This is a genomic window from Paenarthrobacter sp. RAF54_2 (genome assembly GCF_052113945.1).
Lineage (GTDB): Bacteria > Actinomycetota > Actinomycetes > Actinomycetales > Micrococcaceae > Arthrobacter.
In genome coordinates this window covers 1-21,165 of the sequence record NZ_JBFRDV010000001.1, presented here as the reverse complement: position 1 = coordinate 21,165, position 21,165 = coordinate 1, and the positions used below count along the sequence as shown (strand labels likewise).

Below are 21,165 nucleotides of genomic sequence, written 5' to 3'. Positions count from 1 at the left end.
TCTCGCCCAGGCTCCATAAAGGCGCTCCAAAATCCCTAGCACCCCTTTGTGCGTACCCCACAAAATCGCGATGCGCGCCCGCGGATACCGTCAAGTTCATGACGACTCAAACAACCCAAGAGGCCACTGCCTACGCCATCCTGGACATCGCACGTGAGCAGGTCCTTGAACGCGGTGAAGGCCTCAACGAAGCCCAGCTTGTTGAGATCCTCCAACTTCCTGACGAAGCGATTCCGGCCGCCATGCAACTCGCCCACGAGGTCCGGCTGAAGCACTGCGGCGAGGACGTCGAGGTTGAGGGCATCATTTCCATCAAGACCGGCGGCTGCCCCGAAGATTGCCACTTCTGCAGCCAGTCTGGCCTTTTCGATTCCCCTGTGCGAGGCGTGTGGCTGGATATCCCCGAGCTGGTGAAGGCCGCCAAGGAAACAGCCGCCACCGGTGCCACTGAGTTCTGCATCGTCGCAGCTGTGCGTGGTCCCGACATCAAGCTCATGAACCAGATCAAGTTCGCGATCGACCGCATCAACGAGGAAGTTGATATCAACATCGCGTGCTCCCTGGGGATGTTGACCCAGCGCCAGGTTGACCAGCTGGCCGAGTGGGGCGTCCACCGCTACAACCACAACCTCGAAACCGCCCGGAGCTACTTCCCCGAAGTCGTCACCACGCACAGCTACGAGGAACGGCTGGACACCTGCAATATGGTGAAGGCCGCCGGCATGGAATTGTGCTGCGGCGCCCTGATCGGCATGGGCGAAACCCTGGAGCAGCGGGCTGAACTCGCCGCGCAGCTGGCCGCACTGGAACCGCACGAAGTTCCGCTGAACTTCCTCAATCCGCGCCCGGGAACACCGCTCGAAAACCAAGGCATCATGGACGGCAAGGACGCCCTCCGCGCCATCGCCGGCTTCCGGCTCGCCATGCCACGGACAGTGCTCCGCTACGCTGGCGGCCGCGAACTGACCCTAGGCGACCTCGGCACCCGCGAAGGCCTGCTCGGCGGCATCAACGCCGTGATCGTCGGCAACTACCTCACCACCCTGGGCCGCCCCGCCACCGCCGACCTCAACCTCCTGGTGGAGCTCAACATGCCCATCAAGGAACTCCAGAAGTCGCTATGACCGCGGTGGACGCCGTGACGGCGCAATACTGCGGGCACTGCGGCGGCTCGGTTGCCGGTGGCACCAAAGGCGAGCGCCCGACGTCGGACCCCCACCAGGGCTGCCATCAACGGTTGGCGATGGAGCCGCCCCGGTACTGCGCGCAGTGCCGCCGCCGGATGAAGGTTCAGGTGACTCCGCTGGGGTGGTCGGCGGAGTGCTCGCGACATGGGCGGGTGTCCCGATGAGTTCGCTGATCGAGCGGGACCGGGCGAGCCTGTGGCATCCTTACGCTCCGGCGTCCGGGAGGCTGCCGCTCTGGGAAGTTAAAGCGGCCGACGGCGTGGCGCTGCGGCTTCGGGACGAGGACGGCCGCACGCATGAGGTGCTGGATGCGATGTCGTCGTGGTGGTCGGTGATCCATGGGTATCGCCATCCTGTGCTGGACGCCGCGGTTCAGCGTCAGCTGGGGTCCTTCAGCCATGTGATGTTCGGCGGATTGACGCATCAGCCTGCCGTGGATCTTGCGGAGAACCTGTTGGCTTTGGCCCCCGCCGAGCCTGGCCGCCAGCTGGAGCGCGTGTTCCTGGCTGATTCCGGTTCCATTTCGGTGGAGGTGGCGCTGAAGCTGGCGGTGCAGTTCCAGACGGCTTCCGGACGTCCACGACGACAGCGTTTCCTGACGATCCGCGGTGGCTATCACGGCGATACGTTCGCGGCGATGGGCGTTTGTGATCCCGTTGACGGTATGCACTCCGCGTTCCCTGGTTTGCTGGCGCGCAACGTGTTCGCGCCGCGTCCCCCAGCCGCGGCGACCGCCACGCCAACAGACATCAGTGAGTGGCGATCGTCTGTTGAGGCGCTGGCCCGTGAGCATTCCGATGAGCTCGCGGCCATCATCATGGAACCTGTCCTGCAGGGAGCCGGCGGGATGTTCATCTACCCGGCCGAGTGCGTGCGGATCCTCCGCGAGGTGGCTGACGCCCACGGGTTGTTGCTCATCCTGGACGAGATCGCCACGGGCTTTGGCCGAACCGGCGAGTTGTTCGCGGCTAACCATGCTGGCGTTGTTCCGGACATCCTGTGCGTCGGCAAGGCCCTCACCGGTGGGTACATGACTCTGGCTGCAACGTTGTGCACAGGCGAGGTGGCCCGGGTGGTCTCCAGCGGTGGTGCTGCTGCGCTGCTCCATGGCCCCACGTTCATGGCCAACCCGCTTGCCTGCGCCGTTGCCAATGCGAGCCTCGGACTGGTGCGGGACGGCGGTTGGCGCGCAGACGTTGACCGCGTAGGCGCAGGTCTCGCAAAGGGCTTGGCCCCGGCGTTGGGGCTCGACGGCGTGATGGACGTCCGCACCATCGGCGCCGTGGGCGTCATTGAGTTGGCGGACGCGGTGGACGTCGCTGCAGTGACCCGGGCTGCGATCAGCCAGGGAGTGTGGATCCGTCCTTTCCGCAACCTTGTCTATACGATGCCTCCCTACATCAGCTCCACGTCCCAGATCAGGACCATCACTGCGGGCATGGTGGCAGCAGTCTCCGCGGCCGCAGACAGGTTGGGGGCCAGCGCATGAGCGTCTCCATGACCGCCTGGCTGGAGCAACAGGCAGAGGTCMGCGAGCGCCGTGGGCTGGTCCGGAACCCGACGGTGCGTGGCCCGCAGGCCGCCTCGGGCAAAGAAGACGGACACCGCCTGATGATCGACCTCGCCAGCAACGATTACCTGGGCCTGTCTACGGATCCGCGCCTGGCGGAGGCTGCCGCGGACGCGATCAGGCGCTGGGGCACTGGCGCTGCATCATCCCGGCTGGTCACCGGCACCACGGAACTGCATCTTGAGTTGGAGCACCACCTTGCCCTGTTCACGGGAGCGGAGGCTGCGTTGGTGTTCTCCTCCGGCTACCTCGCAAATCTGGGTGTCACCACGGCTTTGGGTGGTCCCGGAACGTTGATTGTGGCGGACGAGCACTGTCATGCCTCGTTGATCGATGGTTTTAGGCTGAGCCGCTCCGAAGTGCGGGAATTCAAGCACAATGACGCTGCGGACGCGGCACGCCTCCTGGAAGGACGGACACAGCCGCGGGCCTTGGTGGTTGTTGAGTCCATCTACAGCGTCGGTGGCGACGCTGCTCTACTGCAAGAGCTGTTCAACCTCGCCCAGGAACACGACGCCGTATTGCTGATCGACGAGGCCCACAGCCTGGGCGTTGCCGGCGTCGGCCCGTTTCAAGGGCGCGGCGCGGTGGCTGGCACCAGCCTGGCGGACCATCCGGGCGTCGTCCGCACGGCCACCCTGTCCAAAGCCTTGGGCAGCCAAGGTGGGGCCGTGCTTGGTTCAAGCCTGTTGCGAGAGCACTTGGTAAACCGTTCGCGGAGCTTCATTTTCGACACCGCGTTGGCCCCACCCGCGGCGGCTGCTGCCTTGGCCGCCGTCGGAATCATCCAGCAGGAACCCTGGCGCGCCGCGGCCGTCCATCACAACGCAGCCGCTCTCGCCGCCCAACTGCAGCCCAGGCTGGGACGCTCAGCCGCCGTCGAGCGTTCTGCCGGAGCAGTTCAATCCATCCCCATGCCTTCAGCGGAGGCGGCCTTGGCTGCGAGGCACGCCGCGTATGCTGCCGGCGTCCAGGTGGGCTGTTTCCGTCCACCTTCAGTGCCGGACGGCGTCTCCCGCCTGCGGCTCACAGCCCGGGCAAACCTGACCCCCACCGACCTCGACCACGCCTGCTCAGTGCTGCGCGACATCCTGGAGCGAACCTCATGAAACTTCCCCGCATCATCCTGGTGACCGGTACTGATACCGGCGTCGGGAAGACCATTACGACGGCGGCACTCGCCGCAGCGCTTAAGCAGCGCGGCTGCTCGGTAGCGGTCTACAAGCCCTGCCAAAGCGGCAACGTCGACGGCGATTCGGACTGTGCGGAAGTGGTGCGGCTCGCCGGCCCGCTCACGGCCGAGGCCGGCATCGTCCTGGAACAGCCGCTGGCCCCCGTCCCCGCTGCTGCCTGTGACGAAGTGGCGCTGCCGCAGCTTGCTTCGCATGCCCAGCGAATCCGCGCACTGGCCAACACCCATGACCACGTCCTTGTGGAAGGTGCCGGCGGAGTGCTGGTGGAGTTGGACCACGACGGCGGGACATTGGCTGACCTGGGAACGCTCCTGGGCGATTCGGCTGGCTTCGCCGTTGTGGCGCGGCCGTCGCTGGGCACGTTGAACCACACGGCGCTGACGCTCGAAGCCCTTGATCGGAGGGGCCTGCCGGTGCTCGGTGTTGTGCTTGGCAGCTGGCCCGCGGTCCCCGGCGCAGTGGAGCGAAGCAACCGTGCCACCATCTCCGACTGGCCTGTCCCCCTGCTGGGTGCCATCCAGCACGAAGCCGCCGGAATGGAGCCCAAAGTGTTCCGCGAACAGGCAGCCTCCTGGCTTGCCGGGGTGCCGGCATGAGCACCGTCACCACATGCCCCTACAAGGTGCTGCGCGATCCGGATACCGTCCGCGAGGTCCTTCATCGGCCTGGCGACTTCAGCCCAGCCAACGCACTTTTGGCCGTGACGCCCCTGAGTGGTCAGGCCCTCCGCATCCTGCAGAAAGCACGATTCGCCCTTCCACCCGTCCTGGCCAGCAACGCCTCCCCATCGCATGCTGCCACCCGCAAGCTGGTTGCGGGCTTCTTCACTCCCGCCAAGGTTGCTGCCATGGAACCACGCATCCGGCAGCTCTCGAGGGAGTCAGCCGCGGCCGCAGCCCAGCTCCTCGGCGCTGCAGGAAACGTTGACCTGGTGCAGGCAGTGGCCGCGTATCCGCCGGCAGTCATCATGCTGGAGATGCTCGGCCTTCCCGTCCGCGACCTCCCCCAATTGAAGGCGTGGAGCCTGGACTCCCTTGAACTGTTCTGGGGATGGCCGGATCCCGCACGGCAGCTCGAGCTGGCCCATACTGCAGCGGACTTCTACGCGTGGCTGCGGGAGCTGGTGCTTGAAGCCGTAGCCGCCCCGGAACCAAACCTGTTCAGGGCACTCGCAGACCACGGGCTCAGCACCCCGGAGATCTGTTCCTTGGGCTACTTCCTGCTCATCGCCGGCCAGGAGACCACCACGCAGCTCATCAGCACCACGCTCTTCCGTCTTGCCGAGGGCTCCCGGGGAATTTCCTGGGACGAGGCCTCCTCCGGCGCCAAGGCGCGGGACATTGTTCGGCATGTGCTGGCCACTGAATCTTCCGTGCCTACGTGGCGCCGGGTGGCTGCCCGCGACACCGAACTTAACGGCGAGCCAATCCTTGCAGGGGAAGAAATCCTGGTGGAGCTGACAGGGAACCATGGCTTTCCGTGGGCAGCCGGGGAAGGCACCGGGGAACCTGCCGGGGAAGGCCGTGACCATCACAGACCCACACCGTACGGCTTGGCCTTCGGCTCAGGAATCCATCGCTGCCTTGGTGCCAAGCTCGCAGAGCTGGAGACCGTCGTCGTGGTTCAGGAGACTACCGCGGCACTGAAGGGGGTCCGGCTCCAGGACCCCAACCCCGAATGGCTGCGGCTGCTGTCCTTCCAGGCTCCCCGGACGGTCAGCGTCGCCCACCCGTAGCGAGTTTGGGTGGGTAGGCTGGACTTTATGGGCGAGAGCCGGGACTTGCTGACGCCGGAGCAGCGCAGCCGAAACATGTCCAGGATCAGGGGCAAGAACACCAAGCCCGAGTTGCTGGTCCGGAAACTCCTGCATGCCAAGGGGTACCGCTACCGGCTGCATGGTCAAGCTGGCGGGAGCAAGCTGCCGGGCCGGCCTGATTTGGTGTTCTCGAGCCGTCGTAAGGTCATTTTCGTCAACGGCTGCTTCTGGCACTTCCATGATTGCAAGGTTGGCCTGAACTCCCCCACGGCCAATGCGGAGTTCTGGGAGACCAAACGCATGCGCACCCGTGAACGCGACCTCGCTCAAAGGGAACAACTGCATGCTGCGGGTTGGGACACGTTAACGGTTTGGGAGTGCGAGCTGCGGGAGAGCTCCGTGCTCGAAGAACGGCTGACTGCGTTCTTGGAGGGGTATGTGGAGGGCAGTCCGCCCTACGGTGCCCCGGATCCGGCAGTCCCAGAAGTCCCAGCGGAGTCTGAGTGATCATTGCCAGCGTGGGAGCCCTGCTCCCACAAGGCATACGCTGACGTTCCACCAATACCCAGCAGGACCGTCAGGCACAACACGATGATGACCATGAGACCCAGCGAGGGTCGAACACCACCGTTCATGCTGATTTCCATTCCTTTACCCACGCCTTGATCCCMCGATTCAGCGGTTACTCCATTTCCTTTACATACTTTCCGTGGATTCGATCAAGACTCCCTCTGAGTCCGCTCAAGATTGGATCAAGCTTTGCTTTTCCGGCGCCCTCAGAGTTCCCCGGAGCCTACTGTTGAATCGTGAATCTATTGTTCGGAGGCGGGAGGGGTTTGGTGTCTGAGTATGACGAGTGCACAGACTCACTGGTTGATCCCACCATCCTCACCGAACTCCAGGCAGAACTTGGCGGAGACCCATCCATCGTCAGAACGTTCGTCCGCAACTACATAGATCTCCTGCCGTGGCGGGTTGATCGGCTGCATCATGCCCTGAACAACCTGGACATGGAAGATGCCATGGACGCCGTGCTGAGCCTGAAGACATCAAGCCACATGGTGGGCGCAATCTGCATGCGCCGCTTGGCCACGGAACTGGAGATCAGCATCAGGCTCCTCCCCAACGCCGGGCATCTTCAGGAACTCAGGCCGCAAGTGCAGATGATCGAGGCCTTCGTGTTCGGCACGATTTGCGAACTCCAACCCTCACTTTCCTAAAGATCTTCACGAAAATAAAGAAAACCATTGACTCGCTAAAAATCTTCACTATAGTTGTGTGAGTTAGCTCACCAACGAAGGATGCGGCAATGACTACCGAGACTCCTGCACCGCCAGCCACCAGCGAACTGCTGGCAACTGTGGGGAACAAGGTGCGCACCATGCGCAAGGCAAAGGGCCTGACCCTCGCCCAACTCTCGGACATCACCGGCCTCAGCCAGGCGATCGTCAGCCAAATCGAACGCGGAATGGCCAACCCTTCCTTCACCACGCTGGCCCAGTTGGCCCACGGCCTGGATATCCCTGTAGGGAGATTCTTCATTGGCCAGGACCAATCCAGCTCACCCGTGGTCCGCAGATCCGATCGACGCAACCTGAAGAACGTCACCCGCGAATCCGTGGGCGAAGCCGTACACGAACTGCTGACCCCCAACCGCGACGGAAGCATCGAAGCGCAATGGATCAGCACGCCCCCAGGGCACGACACCAGCGCAACCCCTTTTACCCACAGCGGTGAAGAGTTCTGCTACATCATCTCCGGCCGTAAGGACGTCTATCTCGACGGCGTCTGCTACAGCCTCGAAGAGGGCGACTCGATCACCTACTCCTCAGAGATCCCCCACTGGTACAAGAACAGCTACGAAGAGGTATGCGTAGCCATCTGGGTCAACGCACCACACGCGTGGTAACACTGCTGCCCCTCAACGGCGCCAGCGTTTTCCCTTAACTGTCCGGACACGAACCGTGGCCGCAGACAATCCTTGCCACTTTCGCACAACACGCCTCCTCCAACAGGCGTTCCTGCGTCATACCCTCCCACGCCCTCCGGGGCGTCAGCGTAAGGACACTTCCATGCTCAACACCCAAACGACGCACAACGCCGTCCCGTCACAAAGCACCAGCCACTCCTCCCCCGCCAACGCAAAGTTCACTCCCCAGGTCCGCAAAGGACTGCTGGGCCTGGGCCTCGGCAACGCCCTTGAATGGTACGACTGGATGGTCTTCGGCCTCCTGTCAGCCTTCATCGGACCGAACTTCTTCCCCAACACCGAGCCACTCTCCGCCACCCTGAACGCACTGGCCGTGTTCGCCGTCGGGTTCGCCTTCCGCCCCCTTGGCGGCATACTGCTGGGGACGCTTGCCGACCGGATCGGCCGGCGTCGGGTCATGCTCTTGTCCATCATGCTCATGGCCGGCACCACGCTGGTCATTGCCATCACGCCCAACTACGCCACCATCGGCGCCTGGGCCGGCGTCATCCTGCTGGTGTGCCGCGTCCTGCAAGGTATCTCCACAGGAATCGAAGCCCCGCTCTCCACCTCCCACGCTGTAGAGCTCGCCCCGGAAGGCCGCGAAGGCTACGTGGCCGGCATCATGTCCTTCTACGTGAACATCGGCATCCTGTTGGCCTCGCTGGTGAGCTTCCTCTGCAGCCTTGTCCTCGGCGGCGCAGCCATGGCCGATTGGGGCTGGCGTGTACCGTTCATCATCGGCGCTGCCTTCGGTTTTGTGGTTCTCTACCTCCGCCGCTCCCTGCCGGAAACCCTCAAGGCCGAGGAAATGGCCACGAACACTCCACGTGCCGTGTGGTCCGGAGTCCGTAAGCACTGGCTCTCCGTCCTTGCCATCATCTTCGTGGTGGGCGCAGCACAGGCCTACAACTACGCCTGGAACGTTGGCCTTCCCACCGCAGCCCGCAGCGGTTTCAAGGAAGATCCCACCGCGGTCTTCGCCCTCACCACCATCCTGGCCGTCATCCTCGTAGTGGGCAGTTGGATCATCGGCAAGCTGGCCGACGGCAAAGCAATGTCCCGCTGGTTCCTGGTGACCCGCATCCTCGCCATCCCGTCCGTGTTCCTCATGCTGATGTACGTCCAGCCAGGCATTGGCGGATTCGCCGCAGTCCTCCTGGGCGGCTCAATCGTCCTGGTGCTGAACATGACCCTTTACAACGTGGTCAGCTCATCCCTGATGCCCAAGAACATCCGCGGCACCGGTGTGGCCCTGGGCTATGGCATCGGCGTAGCCCTGTTCGGCGGCACCGCTTCCTACCTTCTGGTCTGGTTCCAGTCCCTGAACCTCACCTGGATCTTCCCGGTCTACGTGGCCGTCCTCTCCATCCTCAGCATCGTTTTCTACCTCGCCGCACGCCGCTCCAACGGCATCTTCGTCGGAAAGTAAGGAACCTCCCATGAATACCCTTGAACTCAGCACTACGACGGCGGACCTTACCGCCCCGGTCATCTCACGATCCGACGTCCTGGTAGTCGGCGGTGGTCCCGCAGGCGTCGCCGCGGCGGTTACCGCTGCCCGCTCGGGAGCCAAAGTCACGCTCCTGGAACGCTACTCATCCCTGGGCGGCCTGGCCTCCGGTGGCATGGTCCTGGTTCTCGATGACATGATCAACGGCCAGGAAATCACCGTCACGGGCATCGTCTCCGAGTACGTGGAGCGCTTGCAGAAGCTTGGCCTGGCAATCGTCCCGCCCGCCGATGACCGCAAAACGTCCGAGGAACTCTGGAACAAGTGGGGCCGCTACGGCACCTTCGATTTCCACTCCCACACCAACCCCAAGCCCATCTGTTACGCAGCGGCTTTCGATCCCGACGGCTGGAAGCGCGTCTCCAACGACCTCGTTCGCGAGGCTGGCGTGGACCTCCGACTGCACTCCTGGTTCTCCCGTCCCATCGTGGACAACGGCGTGATCAAGGGCGTCATCTGCGAAACGAAACTGGGCCCGCAGGCCTTCATGGCCGACGTCGTGATCGACACCACCGGTGACATTGACGTCGCCTCGCGCGCCGGCGCCAGCTATGCCAAGGACAACTACCTCACCACGCTGGTCTTCCGCCTCGGCAATGTGAACACCAAGGCAGCCGAAGCCTTCGAACAGGCCAACCCCAAGGAAGCGCGGGCCATCAACCGCAAGATCAAGCGCCTCCTCGGCGGCGCGTGGGAACTCTGGTGGCTCAAGACCCCCATCGACGGCGTGGTCTGGTGCAACGCTCCGCACATGAGCGGATTCGACGGCGTTGACCCGGCGGACATGACTGCCGCTGAGTTCGCAGCCAGGGACCGCATCTCCGAGGCCGTGGAATACGTCCGCGCCAACCTGCCTGGCTTCGAAAACTGCTACATGCTGGACGTCGCCTCCCAAATGGGCGTCCGCCAAACCCGCCTCCTGCAAGGCGAGTACGTCATGACCAAGGACGACGTCACCCAGCGCCGCCACTTCGCGGACACCGTTGCCCGCGGCCGTGACTACTACTACCCGTACCGCTCGCTGCTCCCCAAGGAAGTGGACCAGCTCCTGGTCGCCGGCCGCCAYTACTCCGCCACCCCGGAGGCACAGAAAATGTCGCGCGAGATCCCGCCCTGCATGGCAATGGGCCAGGCCGTCGGCGTTGCAGCGGCCCTCGCCGTAGAAAACAACGTGTTGGTCCGAGACGTCTCCGCGCTGGATATCCAGCAGGGCATGCGCCGGCATGGTGCAGACCCGGGCGACGTCCCGTCGTCGAACGCTAGCGTCGACGTAACCACGGCGGTGCCGGCATGAGCACCGTCCTCCTCGATCAGACTGAAAGCACGACGCCGGCACCCACCGCCGCTGCCACCGGCACCACAGCTGCGGCGGCAGTTACCCCGCTGCCGCTGGACGGCATCAAGATCGTGGACTTCACCCAGGTGTTCATGGGCCCCTCCTGCACCCAACTACTGGGCGATTACGGTGCGGACATCATCAAGGTGGAACGCCCCGGCGCAGGCGACATTTCACGCAATTCCTTCCCCGACCAGGACGGCCAGGACAACCCGATCTTCCTGTCCATCAACCGGAACAAGCGCAGCGTCTCCGTGGACACGCGCACAGACGAAGGGCGCGAGGTGCTGCACCGGCTCATAGCTGATGCAGACGTTGTGGTCAGCAACTTCCGCTCCGGAGTCATGGAACGGATGGGCTTCGGCTACGAGGACCTGAAAGCTGCGAACCCGGGAATCATCTGGGCCTCTGGCACCGGTTTCGGTCCTGAGGGACCCTACGCGCATAAAGGTGGCCAGGACGCGATCGCGCAAGCGTATTCCGGAGTGATGTGGCGCCGGGAATCCGATGACGCCAAGCCCTCCATCTACCCCACCACCCTGTGCGATTACATCACCGGCATGCACCTCATGCAGGGCATCCTTCTGGCGCTGCGCACCCGCGAGGCATCGGGTGTGGGCCAGAAGGTGGAGGTGACCATGTACGACTCCATGCTGCACCTGCAGATGCAGGAAGCCTGCATGCAGCTCAACCGCGGCTACGAGGTCAACTGGGGCGCCATGCCGCTGAGCGGTGTCTTCGAAACCACCGACGGCGCCGTGTGCATGGTGGGTGGTTTCACGCCCGATCCCTTGGCCAGGATTTCTGAAGCACTTGGCCTGGACGAGGACCTCACCCAGCGGCCCGAGTTCGCCAACCTTGAGCAGCAATTCAAGAACAAGCCGGCACTGCAGGCCATCTTCCGCGAGCGCATCGCCACCAATACCACCGAGTACTGGACGCACCAGCTTGAGGAGCAGGGGCTGCTGAATGCTCCCGTGCACACCCTGGAACAGGCACTGGCCGACGCGCAGACAGAGGCCAACGGGATGATCGTGGAAGCAGAGCACCCCGGCGTAGGAACGGTCCGTATGCTGAACGCTCCCATCCGGCTCTCCGCTACTCCGCCCACCATCCGCCGCGCCGCGCCGCGACTCGGTGAGCACAATGTGGAGGTCCTGCTGGAGAACGGCTTCGATGAAGAGACGATCGAGCGCCTGCAGCAGCTGGGTGTGTTGCGATGACGGCGACAGCAGTTCAAGCACCAGTTCAGGCGCCAGTGGATGCTGTGACTCTGACCATCGAGAACCACGTGGCGACGGTGGTCATCGATCGTCAACACGTCCTCAACGCCGTGGATGCCGCCACGCATGCACGGCTCAACGAGATCTGGGCGCAGCTTGAGCAGGACCCGTCCGTACGTGCGGTTGTCATCACCGGTGCTGGGTCCCGTGCCTTCTGCGTTGGTGCTGACATGTCGGCGTCGGCCGTGGACAAGACCGGACTGGAGTATTGGGCCGGCCTGGACCCCAACGGCTTCGGTGGCCTCAGCCTACGCACCAGCTTGGACATCCCGGTCATCGCAAAGGTCAATGGCTACGCCCTGGGTGGCGGCATGGAAATTGTGCTGGGTGCCGACATCGTGGTGGCAGCCGACACCGCGAAGTTCGGCTTGACGGAACCTCGCGTTGGGCGATTAGCGCTCGACGGCGGCATCCACCAGATGGTGCGGCGCATCCCCTATACCCAGGCCATGGGGATGCTCCTGACAGGCCGCAAGGCAGACGCCGCCGAGATGCAATCCATGGGTCTTGTCAACGAGGTAGTTCCTGTTGAAGAGCTCGACGCCGCTGTGCAGCGTTGGGTGGACCAGGTCCTGGCGTGCGCACCCACCTCGGTCCGGGCCGTGAAGCAGATGGTCACTCAGACTTCCCACCTGACAGCCAAGGAAGCGCGCGGCCTGCGACTGCCGGCTCTTATGGCGGCGCTGGACAGTGAAGACTCCGCTGAAGGCGTGCGTGCTTTCCAGGAAAAGCGCTCGCCCGTCTGGCCGGGGCGCTGATCGGCTCAGTGTTCCGGCACGACCACTGACCCGGCTCGCCAACAAAAACCATTTCAAAGGAAATAGAGGAGATACCGATGCCGCCATCAGTCGCGCCCGAATCCCTAAAACCCGAATCCCTAAACCATGAAATACAGCACCGTGAATCTTTGGCTCCTGGAGTGTGGGGCGTTGTTGCCACGCCATTCCAAGGCAGCATGCTGGACGTGGACCTGGACAGTTTGTCCGAGCTCGTGGAGCATTACGAGGCCATCGGTGCCACGGGACTCACCGTGTTGGGAGTCTTCGGCGAAGCAGCCGCACTGACTGCTGAGGAACGCCGGCAAGTGCTGGAAACCGTCGTCGAATGCACCGCGCTGCCGTTGGTAGTGGGCGTGACCGCCCTGGCCACCCGACCCGCCATTGAGGAAGTCCGGGCAGCGCAGGAGGTTGCCGGAGACCGCTTGGCAGCAGTGATGGTGCAGGCTAACTCGGCCAAGCCTGAAACGGTGACTGCGCATTTGGAGGCCATCTTCCGGGCTACTGGCGCCAAGGTGGTCCTGCAGGATTATCCGCTGGCGAGCGGCGTCAACGTTGCCACGCCTGCCCTGATCTCCGTAGTCACCGCATGCGACTTCGTCATTGCCGTCAAGGCCGAAGCACCGCCTACCAGCGTCGCGATCGCGGAGTTGAGTGCCGGCGTCGGGGTTTCAGTCTTTGGTGGCCTCGGCGGGCAGGGACTGCTGGACGAATTGATGGCCGGCGCAGCAGGTGCCATGACTGGTTTCTCGTACCCCGAAGCCCTCATAGCGTGTGTGCGGGCATGGCAGCAGGATGGCTATGAAGCAGCCCAGCGCGAACTACTCCCCTATCTGCCGCTGATCAACTTCGAGCAGCAAGCGAAGGTGGCGCTGGCTATTCGCAAGGAATGCCTGCGCGAACGGGGACTCATTAAGGACTCGGGTGTTCGCGCCCCTGCAGCGGGCTTCCCCGAAGCCTTGCGCGGGAGTATGGCCACACATCTTCGCGAGGCAGCGTCGGCCCTTGAAAATGCCGCCGCCCCGGCAAGGAGCTTCTGATGGATTTGGGAATTGCTGGCAAGACAGCCTTGGTGGCTGCATCCACTGGCGGGCTGGGTCTGGCCGTTGCCCGTGCTTTGGCTGCCGAAGGCGTGCGCGTGGCGATCGTGGGCCGTCGTCGGGACCGTGCCAAGGAGATCGTCGGTGAACTGCAGGCCGCGTACGGGACTGGTGCCGCGGACATATCCACCAAAGGCTTCGACGCTGTGGCAATCGAGGCAGACCTAACCACGCCCGAGGGCATCGAATCGGCCGTGGAACAGACGGTCGCGGATTTGGGACCGATCGACATCCTGGTCCTCAACGGCCCAGGCCCCAAACCCGGTGCCGCAGCCACGCTCAGTTCGGACGACATCTCGGCGGCGTTTGATCTCCTGGTCAAACCTCAGCACGCCTTGGTTTCCCACGTGCTTCCCGGAATGCGGGAACGGCGATGGGGCCGGATCCTGGCTATCGGATCCAGCGGTGTGACAGCCCCGCTCCCCAACCTCGCCGTCTCCAACACCGGACGGGCTGCCTTGGCCGGTTACCTCAAGACCCTCGCTGCCGAAGTGGCCTTGGACGAGGTCACAGTGAACCTGCTCTTGCCTGGCCGCATCGCCACCGACCGGGTCACCCAGCTTGACCACGCCGCCGCCAAGCGCCGCGATACCACGCTCGAAGACATCCAGCTCGAATCCCGCAAGACCATCCCCGCCCGGCGCTATGGAGAACCTGCCGAGTTCGGTGCCGCTGCCGCCTTCCTGTGCAGCGCGCCGGCGTCGTACATCACCGGCGTCGCGCTCAGGTGCGACGGCGGCCTCATCCGCAGCCTCTAGCCTCCCCTCAAATCCGATAGGAACATCATGACTTCCACAGCAGTTGACCCCCAGACGATCACCGACCCGCAGACGATGACCGCCCAGCACCTCATCAATGGCCAATGGCTCGGAAACGCGGACACGCAGCGAATGAATCCCGCCCGGCCCGGCGAAGTCGCAGCGCTCTCACCCAGTGGCACCGTCCAGGACGTGGACGCCGCCATCACCGCGGCCGCCGCAGCCCAGCCGTCATGGGCGGCCCTGCCCGCACCAGCCCGGGGCGCCATCCTCATCGCGGCCGGAAACCTGCTCAACGAGCGCCACCACGCCATCGCCGAGGATCTGGTCCGTGAGGAAGGCAAGACCCTTGCGGAGGCAAAGGGTGAGGTCAAGCGTGCCTCGGACGTGCTGCGCTTCTTCGGCTCACTCGGCTGGGCAGCAACCGGCGAAGTCCTGCCCAGCGGCCTGCCGGACACCACCGTCACGACGCGTCGGGAACCGCTGGGCGTGGTGGGACTGATTACGCCGTGGAACTTCCCCATCGCCATTCCGGCGTGGAAAACTGCGCCTGCCCTGATCAGCGGCAACGCCGTGGTGATCAAACCGGCCGAGCTCACTCCCTTGTCCACAACCCACCTGGCGCGCGCCCTGCAGGATGCTGGACTTCCCGCCGGCGTGTTCAACGTGGTTCACGGGAAGGGACGCGTGGTGGGTGACGCGCTGGCCCGGGACACCCGGATTGCCGGTTTGTCGTTCACGGGTTCCACCAATGTTGGCCTTGGACTGCAGGAGATCCTCAATGCCCGGCGCGCCCGCGTCCAGCTCGAAATGGGCGGCAAGAACGGTGTCCTGGTGCTGGATGACGCCGACCCCCGCAAAGCTGCGCAGGTAGTAGCGGCAGGCGCGTTCGGCCTGACCGGCCAGGCGTGCACAGCGACGTCCCGCGTCTACGTGACGCCCGGCATCCGTTCCGCCTTCCTCGATGCTTTGGTTCAGGAGGCCGCCGACTACACCACCGGCGACGGACTTGATGGCGACGCCCGTATGGGCGCTGTGGTGAGCAGGCAGCAATTCGAGCAGGACCAGGCAGCGGTGCGTACCGCCGTCGAACGCGGTGCCACACTTCTGCACGGACAGTACGACGGCGACCCCGCCGGCGCGCTGTTCTTCCCGGCGGCGATTCTCACCAGACTGCCCTTCGACGACGCAGCCGTGACGGAAGAGATCTTCGGGCCAGTGGTGGCAGTTCTTGAGGTGGCCGACTATGAAGCAGGCTTGGCTGCGATCAACGATTCCCGCTATGGGCTCACCGCCGGCATCTGCACGGACTCGCTGGCTCTCGCCACGGACTTCGCTGCTCGCGCCCAAGCCGGCGTGGTGAAGATCAACCGACCCACTGCCGGGCTGGACCTGAACGTCCCCTTCGGCGGTGTGAAGGATTCCTCCACCAACACCTTCCGCGAGCAAGGCAGGTCCGCCCTGGACTTCTACACCTGGGGCAAGACCGTCTACACCGGTGTTTAGTGCGCCATGAGCTACGTGATCGCACAGCCCTGCGTGGATGTTAAGGACAAGGCGTGCATTGACGAATGCCCGGTGGATTGTATCTACGAGGGCGAACGGTCGCTCTACATCCATCCGTCCGAGTGCGTTGACTGCGGGGCATGCGATCCCGTGTGCCCCGTGGAGGCGATCTACTATGTGGACGATGTCCCTGACGAGTGGGCAGACTACATCAGGGCGAACGCGGAGTTCTTCGAGGCGGATTTCTTAGAGGACGTGGGCCGCGATCATCCTGTGGTGATCGCGGAGCCTTTGCGGGTCTTGTAGTCGGCCTGGCCAACGCCGAGGCCAACAATCCAACATCGCGGGTGTGGAAGCCGTACCCATCGACGACGTGAAGGGGCGTCTTCCATGTCCATGTACGCTGTCACGCGTCCCCAAGGCGCGTCAGCAGCTCAGCATCATGAGTCATGACGAAATCAAGGCCTTCACTGAATTCACGTCTGCGTGCATGGCGCTGCATAAGCAACTCTGCCCCCTGCGACAGGAGCGCGGTCTTGGACGTGTTTTCCTCGGTGGCCAACTTCTCCAGTGGAGGATCGAGGTCTTCAGGGACACCCAGATTCATAGCCTTAGCTCGATGGTACCGAAACGATACCAGCAGGAAACGGCTGGATATTGGGTTGGTGTTTCACCAACCGGAGCAGGACGCCCTCGTAGTCGCGGCACCGGACCACTCCCACCCGGGGTCAGTCTCGGCAAATTAGTGGAAGCTAAAGGTACAAAAGTAAAACTGCGGGGTAGGTCAGGGTCGAGTAGAGGGAGCTTTTGATGAAAGCAATTGTTGTGACAGATCAGTCCGCCGGAATGGCCGGGCTGAGGATGGCCGAACGGCCGGAGCCGTCGGCATCGATAAACGACGTCATTGTTGAGATTCATGCCGGGGGATTCGTCCCGACTGAGGTTGGGTGGCCCTCGACTTGGACTGATCGAGCCGGCCGGGATCGGACACCCTCCATCATTGGGCACGAGGTGGCCGGCGTCGTAACCTCGCTCGGCTACGGCACCACAGGGCTGACGGTGGGTCAACGAGTGTTTGGCCTTGCGGACTGGCACCGAGATGGGACCTTGGCGGAGTATGTGGCGATGGAGGCACGTAACCTTGCACCGCTGCCGGGGGACGTCGCCTTCACAGTTGGCGCGAGCCTGCCCATCTCTGGCCTGACCGCATGGCAAGGGTTGTTTATCCATGGCCGCATCCAGTCGGGGCAGAGCCTTCTGGTGCATGGCGCCGCTGGGGCAGTCGGAGCGATGGTGACTCAGCTGGCACGTGAAGCGGGCGCCTACGTCATCGGCACAGGACGCACTGCCGATCGACAGAAGGCACTTGACTTCGGAGCGCACGAGTTCCTCGATCTCGCCAATGACACCTTGGAAGACGTCAGCGGGGTTGACCTGGTATTCGATGTGATCGGGGGCGACATCCAGAAGCAGTCAGCGGCCCTGATCCGGCCCGGCGGAACACTGGTAAGCATCACCGGTCCGGTTGAAGCCCGCCCTACGGATGGTCTGGCAGTGGATTTCGTTGTCGAATCGGATCGTGCGCAGCTGGGTGAAATCGTCCAGCGAATCCGAGACGGACGATTGCGGACAAACATCGGAAACGTCGGAGAATTCGACGATGCGCTCAATGCCCTCAACCCTGCCACCCGACGGAATGGGAAGACGATCATCCAGATGCGTGCGTAGGCAGCAGCCTGTTTATGATTGAGCTTGGAGGGAGCTCCGCCTCTGTGGTGAACACCAGATTGTCCAAGGAATTCTTAGTGAATAACGTTTCGGCAAAAGCGCAGGTCGTCAACGAGGACGGGGTTTGGGGCATGTTCCTGCCCGGCCTGCCCCTGGCGGCTGACGGGACGACGTTGGAAGAAGCGACCATTGATCTAATCGATGCTCTCCGTGAATACGCCGAAGACTGGGAGGACCACCTCCGCGCGGCCCCAAACCATCGAGACAACTGGGCTTTAGTACAACTGATTGACTCCTCCACTGATGAGGAACTGGACGCATGGCTGACCGATAGCAAGAAGTGAGCCAGGAATATCCCCAGGCACCGGAGATGATCACGAGGCTTTCTGCAGGACCGAGGAGTGGCAGCACAAAGTGATGCGAGAGGCGGCCTCCGCTGGTGTTTGTATCTTGGGCTGGCGGGCCACTCGGCGACCGGGTGTACTCTATCCACCAGGTGCGCGTCGTCCCCGACAGTGCAGACCTTCAGAGGAGCCGACTATGGCTGATGACAGGGTGAGCCGAAAGCAGTGCTACGTGCGACGGGACCGGGGTCGGTGAACAAGAACCGGCTCGAGGCGTTCAGTGACGGCGTGCTGGCCATCATCATCACCATCATGGTCCTGGAGCTGCACACCCCGGAAACGCCAACCTGGGAGGGCGTGGCCGCAGTTCTGCCGACCCTCTTCAGCTACCTTCTGAGCTTCGTGTATGTCGGGATCTACTGGAACAACCACCACCACATGATCCACCTGGCCAGTCGAGTGAACGGCGGGATTCTCTGGGCCAATTTGCACCTGCTGTTCTGGCTGTCTCTCTTCCCTTTCACGACACGGTGGATGGATGAGTCCGGCTTCACACAGGTGCCCGTCCTGTTATACGGAATCAACCTGCTGTGTGCAGCGCTCGGGTACTACATCCTGGAACGTCGCCTGATCGCCGCCCAAGGCAAGGACGGGGCCCTTGCCCGGGCTGTCGGCCGGGACTGGAAAGGCAAAGCATCCCCCGTGATCTATATGGCCGGCATCGCAGCCACCCTGGTCCAGCCCCTGTTCGGGATCGCCATCTTCACCGTTGTGGCGCTGATCTGGCTGGTCCCGGACCGCCGGGTTGAGCACTTTGTCGCCAGGTCTCCTCAAAGCGATAATGGCGGCGGTTAATCGGCTACTTCACTCCTAACCACGCGACGATTAGCAGCCCTGCGCGCCGAATCAGGAACTTGGTTCTGGTGCTGCTGCTCGACAGACGCGTTCACGGGTGGGAACCCGCAGCCTCCCGGTGAACGAATACACCAAGCACCACCGTGACGACGACGAGAAGCGCCGGAGCGTCTCTGCGGTGGCAACCCGCGCTGCTCGCCACTGGATCGTCACAAGCCATCACCAATGACGCCGTTATTCGTACTTTGGCCAGAAAATAGGAATAAGCTCACTCCTATTCAGACTTAGGAGAACCGGTGACCGACTCCTGGCCAGCGCATGGGTAAACTTCACATCTTCCAGGATTGGGCAGTGAGGCGGCCCCGCTCGCGGTGCCAAGGCAACGGACGCCTACTCTTCGCGGTCGATCTCCAAGTAGCTGAGGCCACTCAAATCCAGCCAGTATTTGGTTGGTGTTTGGACCAATCGCAGCAGCACGCCCTGACAGTCGCGGCACCGGACCACAATTCCGGGCGCGTCGGTGAAGACCATGGCCTCGCCAAAAGCCCTGACGGAACCGCAGTGTCTGCAGCGTCCCAGCGCCGCGATGATGTCGATGCGGAACACTTCGGATAGGGCGCCGGCTGCGGCGTTCCCGTCTACATACGGAATCGGGTCATGGGGTGCTGCTGCAATGTCCTGGTCATCGGACTCGGGGACAGCAAAGTCGTCGGTGCTGTTCACCGGATGCCTCCCGTCCCGCCAAACCGCTCGGTCTTTATGGACTCCGGCGGATAACCGGCCATTACAAGCCAGTCCGAAACGGTCTCCACAAAGACGGTTTGGCCGCAAACAAAAACATCGGGGTTCTCCTCTGTTGGGAAGATCTTGCCCAAAAGGCCCTCGGAAGTAAGGCGACCTGGCGCTGCCGGCCAGCCGTCCGGCGTCGAACGCGTGTAGATGTAATCGACCATCAGCTTGGCTGATTCCTGATCCAAACGGTGCAGCTCGTCCCGATAAAGCGAAGAATCCGGAGATCTGAGGGAATAGAGCAACCTGAAAGGGGCCCCGCTGTTGGACGCCCGATGGGCACGGATCATCGACATCAACGGCACCACACCTGACCCTCCCCCGATCAGCTGCACCGGGTTCGCATTGGCTGGCCGCCAGACAAACCAGCCGCCCACCGGTCCCCGGATTTCCAACTGGTCCCCCACGGCCAGGTCCCGGACAAGGTAAGGTGACACTTCGCCGTCGGGCAGTTCATCAACGGTGATTTCCAGATGCTCATCCGTACTTGCCGATGCCACGGAGTAGGACCGGATGGCTGTATACCCGTCCTCTGCGGTGAGGCGGATATCAATGTGTTGCCCGGCCAGATATCCCATCAAACCATCCACGCGCAGCCTAATGGTTCGGGCTGTGGCGTTTTCCAGTTCCCCGCCCACCACTTCCGCGACCCGCCATACAGAACTCACGGCAAAGGCCTCACGAGTACCGCTCCTCGCGCCACGGATTGCCGTGAAGGTGATATCCATTCGATTCCCAGAAACCTGGAACGTCTTCGTCAGTCAGTTCCAAGCCATGAATCCACTTGGCGCTTTTCCAGAAATACAAATGCGGCACCAAAAGCCGCGCCGGACCGCCGTGTGCCCGTTCAAGAGGTTCGTGATCAAATTCCCAGGCCACCCAGGCCTTACCGCCCAGGAGATCCCACAGCGGAACATTGGTTGTGTAGCCGCCGAAGGAATGGGCGGTGGCGAAGTCGCGGGTGGTCTCCACGTTTTCGAAAAGCGTGTCCACTGAAACTCCACGCCACGTCGTTCCCAACTTTGACCAGCTGGTCACGCAGTGAATGTCTTCGGTGATCTCCTCCTGTGGCAAAGCCATGAACTCATCCCAGGACCATGCGAGACGCTGGCCATCCTCCGCAGTAATGAAGAACTCCCATTCATCGGGGGGAATGAGCGGAGCGGGTCCAGCGGTCAGAACGGGAAAGTCCTGCGTTTCATGCTGTCCCGGAGGCAACGCAGAATTCTCGGACCGTCGTCCACGGAAACCGGAAGAAATGATACCCATGATTTACCTCCGCAGCGGAGCTCCTCCGGCCAATGACCGTTGATGCCCCAACGATAGGGCAAGCTGTGCGCGGGGTCTAGGGATCGCGTTGACTCATTGAAAACCTCCGCGTAGCCGGATACGTTGCCTCATTTGAAAACCTCCGCGTAACGGCGTGGTTCGCAAGTGTGGCGGCGGTTCGGGGCTATGCCCGTTTTCATGGAGCTAACGATGGCCCAGCGGCAAGCTGTGAC

Annotated in this window: 24 protein-coding genes; 20 read left to right on the top strand and 4 right to left on the bottom strand. The window is 63.0% G+C overall.

The genetic code is table 11. The features are described from left to right. The first annotated feature begins 98 nt into the window (after nt 1-98). From bioB to fdxA, 17 genes are all read left to right on the top strand, one after another. On the top strand, nt 99-1,124 hold the full coding sequence (bioB, locus tag AB4Y87_RS00120) for a biotin synthase BioB (RefSeq protein WP_442002468.1): 1,026 nt from the start codon (nt 99-101) through the stop codon (nt 1,122-1,124). Further along, nucleotides 1,121-1,351 (top strand): biotin synthase auxiliary protein BsaP, encoded by a 231-nt coding sequence (gene bsaP / locus AB4Y87_RS00115; protein WP_442002467.1) that lies wholly within the window; start codon nt 1,121-1,123, stop codon nt 1,349-1,351. The genes bioB and bsaP overlap by 4 nt, the downstream gene beginning before the upstream one ends. Beyond that, a complete protein-coding gene (gene bioA, locus AB4Y87_RS00110) occupies nt 1,348-2,676 on the top strand; it encodes an adenosylmethionine--8-amino-7-oxononanoate transaminase (protein WP_442002466.1) in 1,329 nt (442 codons plus the stop codon). Before bsaP ends, bioA begins: the two co-directional genes overlap by 4 nt. A gap of 8 nt (nt 2,677-2,684) precedes the next feature. After that, nucleotides 2,685-3,866, top strand: a complete 1,182-nt coding sequence (locus tag AB4Y87_RS00105; RefSeq protein ID WP_442002700.1) for an 8-amino-7-oxononanoate synthase — start codon at nt 2,685-2,687, stop codon at nt 3,864-3,866. Continuing rightward, the gene (bioD, locus tag AB4Y87_RS00100) at nt 3,863-4,546 is read left to right on the top strand and encodes a dethiobiotin synthase (RefSeq protein ID WP_442002465.1); all 684 of its coding nucleotides are present in this window, start codon (nt 3,863-3,865) and stop codon (nt 4,544-4,546) included. The genes AB4Y87_RS00105 and bioD overlap by 4 nt, the downstream gene beginning before the upstream one ends. Continuing rightward, complete coding sequence (locus AB4Y87_RS00095) at nt 4,543-5,685, top strand: cytochrome P450 (RefSeq protein WP_442002464.1); 1,143 nt, start codon at nt 4,543-4,545, stop codon at nt 5,683-5,685. Before bioD ends, AB4Y87_RS00095 begins: the two co-directional genes overlap by 4 nt. A gap of 27 nt (nt 5,686-5,712) precedes the next feature. Then, complete coding sequence (locus tag AB4Y87_RS00090; RefSeq protein WP_442002463.1) at nt 5,713-6,213, top strand: very short patch repair endonuclease; 501 nt, start codon at nt 5,713-5,715, stop codon at nt 6,211-6,213. A gap of 332 nt (nt 6,214-6,545) precedes the next feature. Continuing rightward, a complete protein-coding gene (locus tag AB4Y87_RS00085; protein ID WP_442002462.1) occupies nt 6,546-6,926 on the top strand; it encodes an Hpt domain-containing protein in 381 nt (126 codons plus the stop codon). An 89-nt stretch (nt 6,927-7,015) separates the two neighbouring features. Then, complete coding sequence (locus AB4Y87_RS00080) at nt 7,016-7,615, top strand: helix-turn-helix domain-containing protein (RefSeq protein WP_442002461.1); 600 nt, start codon at nt 7,016-7,018, stop codon at nt 7,613-7,615. A 163-nt stretch (nt 7,616-7,778) separates the two neighbouring features. Next, nucleotides 7,779-9,107: an MFS transporter gene (locus AB4Y87_RS00075; protein ID WP_442002460.1), complete on the top strand. Its 1,329-nt coding sequence runs from the start codon at nt 7,779-7,781 to the stop codon at nt 9,105-9,107. A 10-nt stretch (nt 9,108-9,117) separates the two neighbouring features. Further along, nucleotides 9,118-10,482 (top strand): FAD-dependent oxidoreductase, encoded by a 1,365-nt coding sequence (locus AB4Y87_RS00070; RefSeq protein WP_442002459.1) that lies wholly within the window; start codon nt 9,118-9,120, stop codon nt 10,480-10,482. Next, nucleotides 10,479-11,747 carry a CaiB/BaiF CoA transferase family protein gene (locus tag AB4Y87_RS00065; protein ID WP_442002458.1) on the top strand — a complete coding sequence of 423 codons (1,269 nt, stop codon included), beginning with the start codon at nt 10,479-10,481 and terminating at the stop codon, nt 11,745-11,747. Before AB4Y87_RS00070 ends, AB4Y87_RS00065 begins: the two co-directional genes overlap by 4 nt. Further along, nucleotides 11,744-12,565: an enoyl-CoA hydratase-related protein gene (locus AB4Y87_RS00060; protein WP_442002457.1), complete on the top strand. Its 822-nt coding sequence runs from the start codon at nt 11,744-11,746 to the stop codon at nt 12,563-12,565. The genes AB4Y87_RS00065 and AB4Y87_RS00060 overlap by 4 nt, the downstream gene beginning before the upstream one ends. 77 nt (nt 12,566-12,642) lie before the next feature. After that, nucleotides 12,643-13,623: a dihydrodipicolinate synthase family protein gene (locus AB4Y87_RS00055; protein WP_442002456.1), complete on the top strand. Its 981-nt coding sequence runs from the start codon at nt 12,643-12,645 to the stop codon at nt 13,621-13,623. Continuing rightward, complete coding sequence (locus AB4Y87_RS00050) at nt 13,623-14,441, top strand: SDR family oxidoreductase (RefSeq protein WP_442002455.1); 819 nt, start codon at nt 13,623-13,625, stop codon at nt 14,439-14,441. Before AB4Y87_RS00055 ends, AB4Y87_RS00050 begins: the two co-directional genes overlap by 1 nt. Before the next feature lie 27 nt (nt 14,442-14,468). Then, on the top strand, nt 14,469-15,947 hold the full coding sequence (locus tag AB4Y87_RS00045) for an aldehyde dehydrogenase family protein (protein ID WP_442002454.1): 1,479 nt from the start codon (nt 14,469-14,471) through the stop codon (nt 15,945-15,947). Between the two features lie 6 nt (nt 15,948-15,953). Continuing rightward, complete coding sequence (fdxA, locus tag AB4Y87_RS00040; protein ID WP_442002453.1) at nt 15,954-16,253, top strand: ferredoxin; 300 nt, start codon at nt 15,954-15,956, stop codon at nt 16,251-16,253. Nucleotides 16,254-16,353: 100 nt separating this feature from the next. Here the strand turns inward: fdxA and AB4Y87_RS00035 are convergent, their stop codons facing one another. Beyond that, nucleotides 16,354-16,554, bottom strand: coding sequence for a hypothetical protein (locus AB4Y87_RS00035; protein WP_442002452.1), 201 nt, complete (start codon nt 16,552-16,554; stop codon nt 16,354-16,356). Nucleotides 16,555-16,757: 203 nt separating this feature from the next. Here AB4Y87_RS00035 and AB4Y87_RS00030 point away from each other — a divergent pair, with 203 nt between their 5' ends. The 3 genes from AB4Y87_RS00030 (at nt 16,758) to AB4Y87_RS00020 (ending at nt 18,874) form a co-directional block, all read left to right on the top strand. Next, nucleotides 16,758-17,675, top strand: coding sequence for an NADP-dependent oxidoreductase (locus AB4Y87_RS00030; protein ID WP_442002451.1), 918 nt, complete (start codon nt 16,758-16,760; stop codon nt 17,673-17,675). Nucleotides 17,676-17,752: 77 nt separating this feature from the next. Continuing rightward, nucleotides 17,753-18,019, top strand: coding sequence for a hypothetical protein (locus tag AB4Y87_RS00025; protein WP_442002450.1), 267 nt, complete (start codon nt 17,753-17,755; stop codon nt 18,017-18,019). 252 nt (nt 18,020-18,271) lie between these two features. Beyond that, nucleotides 18,272-18,874, top strand: a complete 603-nt coding sequence (locus AB4Y87_RS00020; RefSeq protein ID WP_442002449.1) for a TMEM175 family protein — start codon at nt 18,272-18,274, stop codon at nt 18,872-18,874. Nucleotides 18,875-19,264: 390 nt separating this feature from the next. Here the strand turns inward: AB4Y87_RS00020 and AB4Y87_RS00015 are convergent, their stop codons facing one another. Genes AB4Y87_RS00015 through AB4Y87_RS00005 form a run of 3 tightly spaced genes read right to left on the bottom strand, consistent with a single transcriptional unit; the run spans nt 19,265 to nt 20,932 of the window. Beyond that, nucleotides 19,265-19,597, bottom strand: coding sequence for a DUF6510 family protein (locus tag AB4Y87_RS00015; protein WP_442002448.1), 333 nt, complete (start codon nt 19,595-19,597; stop codon nt 19,265-19,267). Then, a complete protein-coding gene (locus tag AB4Y87_RS00010; protein ID WP_442002447.1) occupies nt 19,594-20,391 on the bottom strand; it encodes a ferredoxin reductase in 798 nt (265 codons plus the stop codon). Before AB4Y87_RS00010 ends, AB4Y87_RS00015 begins: the two co-directional genes overlap by 4 nt. Beyond that, complete coding sequence (locus AB4Y87_RS00005; protein WP_442002446.1) at nt 20,342-20,932, bottom strand: molybdopterin-dependent oxidoreductase; 591 nt, start codon at nt 20,930-20,932, stop codon at nt 20,342-20,344. The genes AB4Y87_RS00010 and AB4Y87_RS00005 overlap by 50 nt, the downstream gene beginning before the upstream one ends. Between the last annotated feature and the right edge of the window lie 233 nt (nt 20,933-21,165).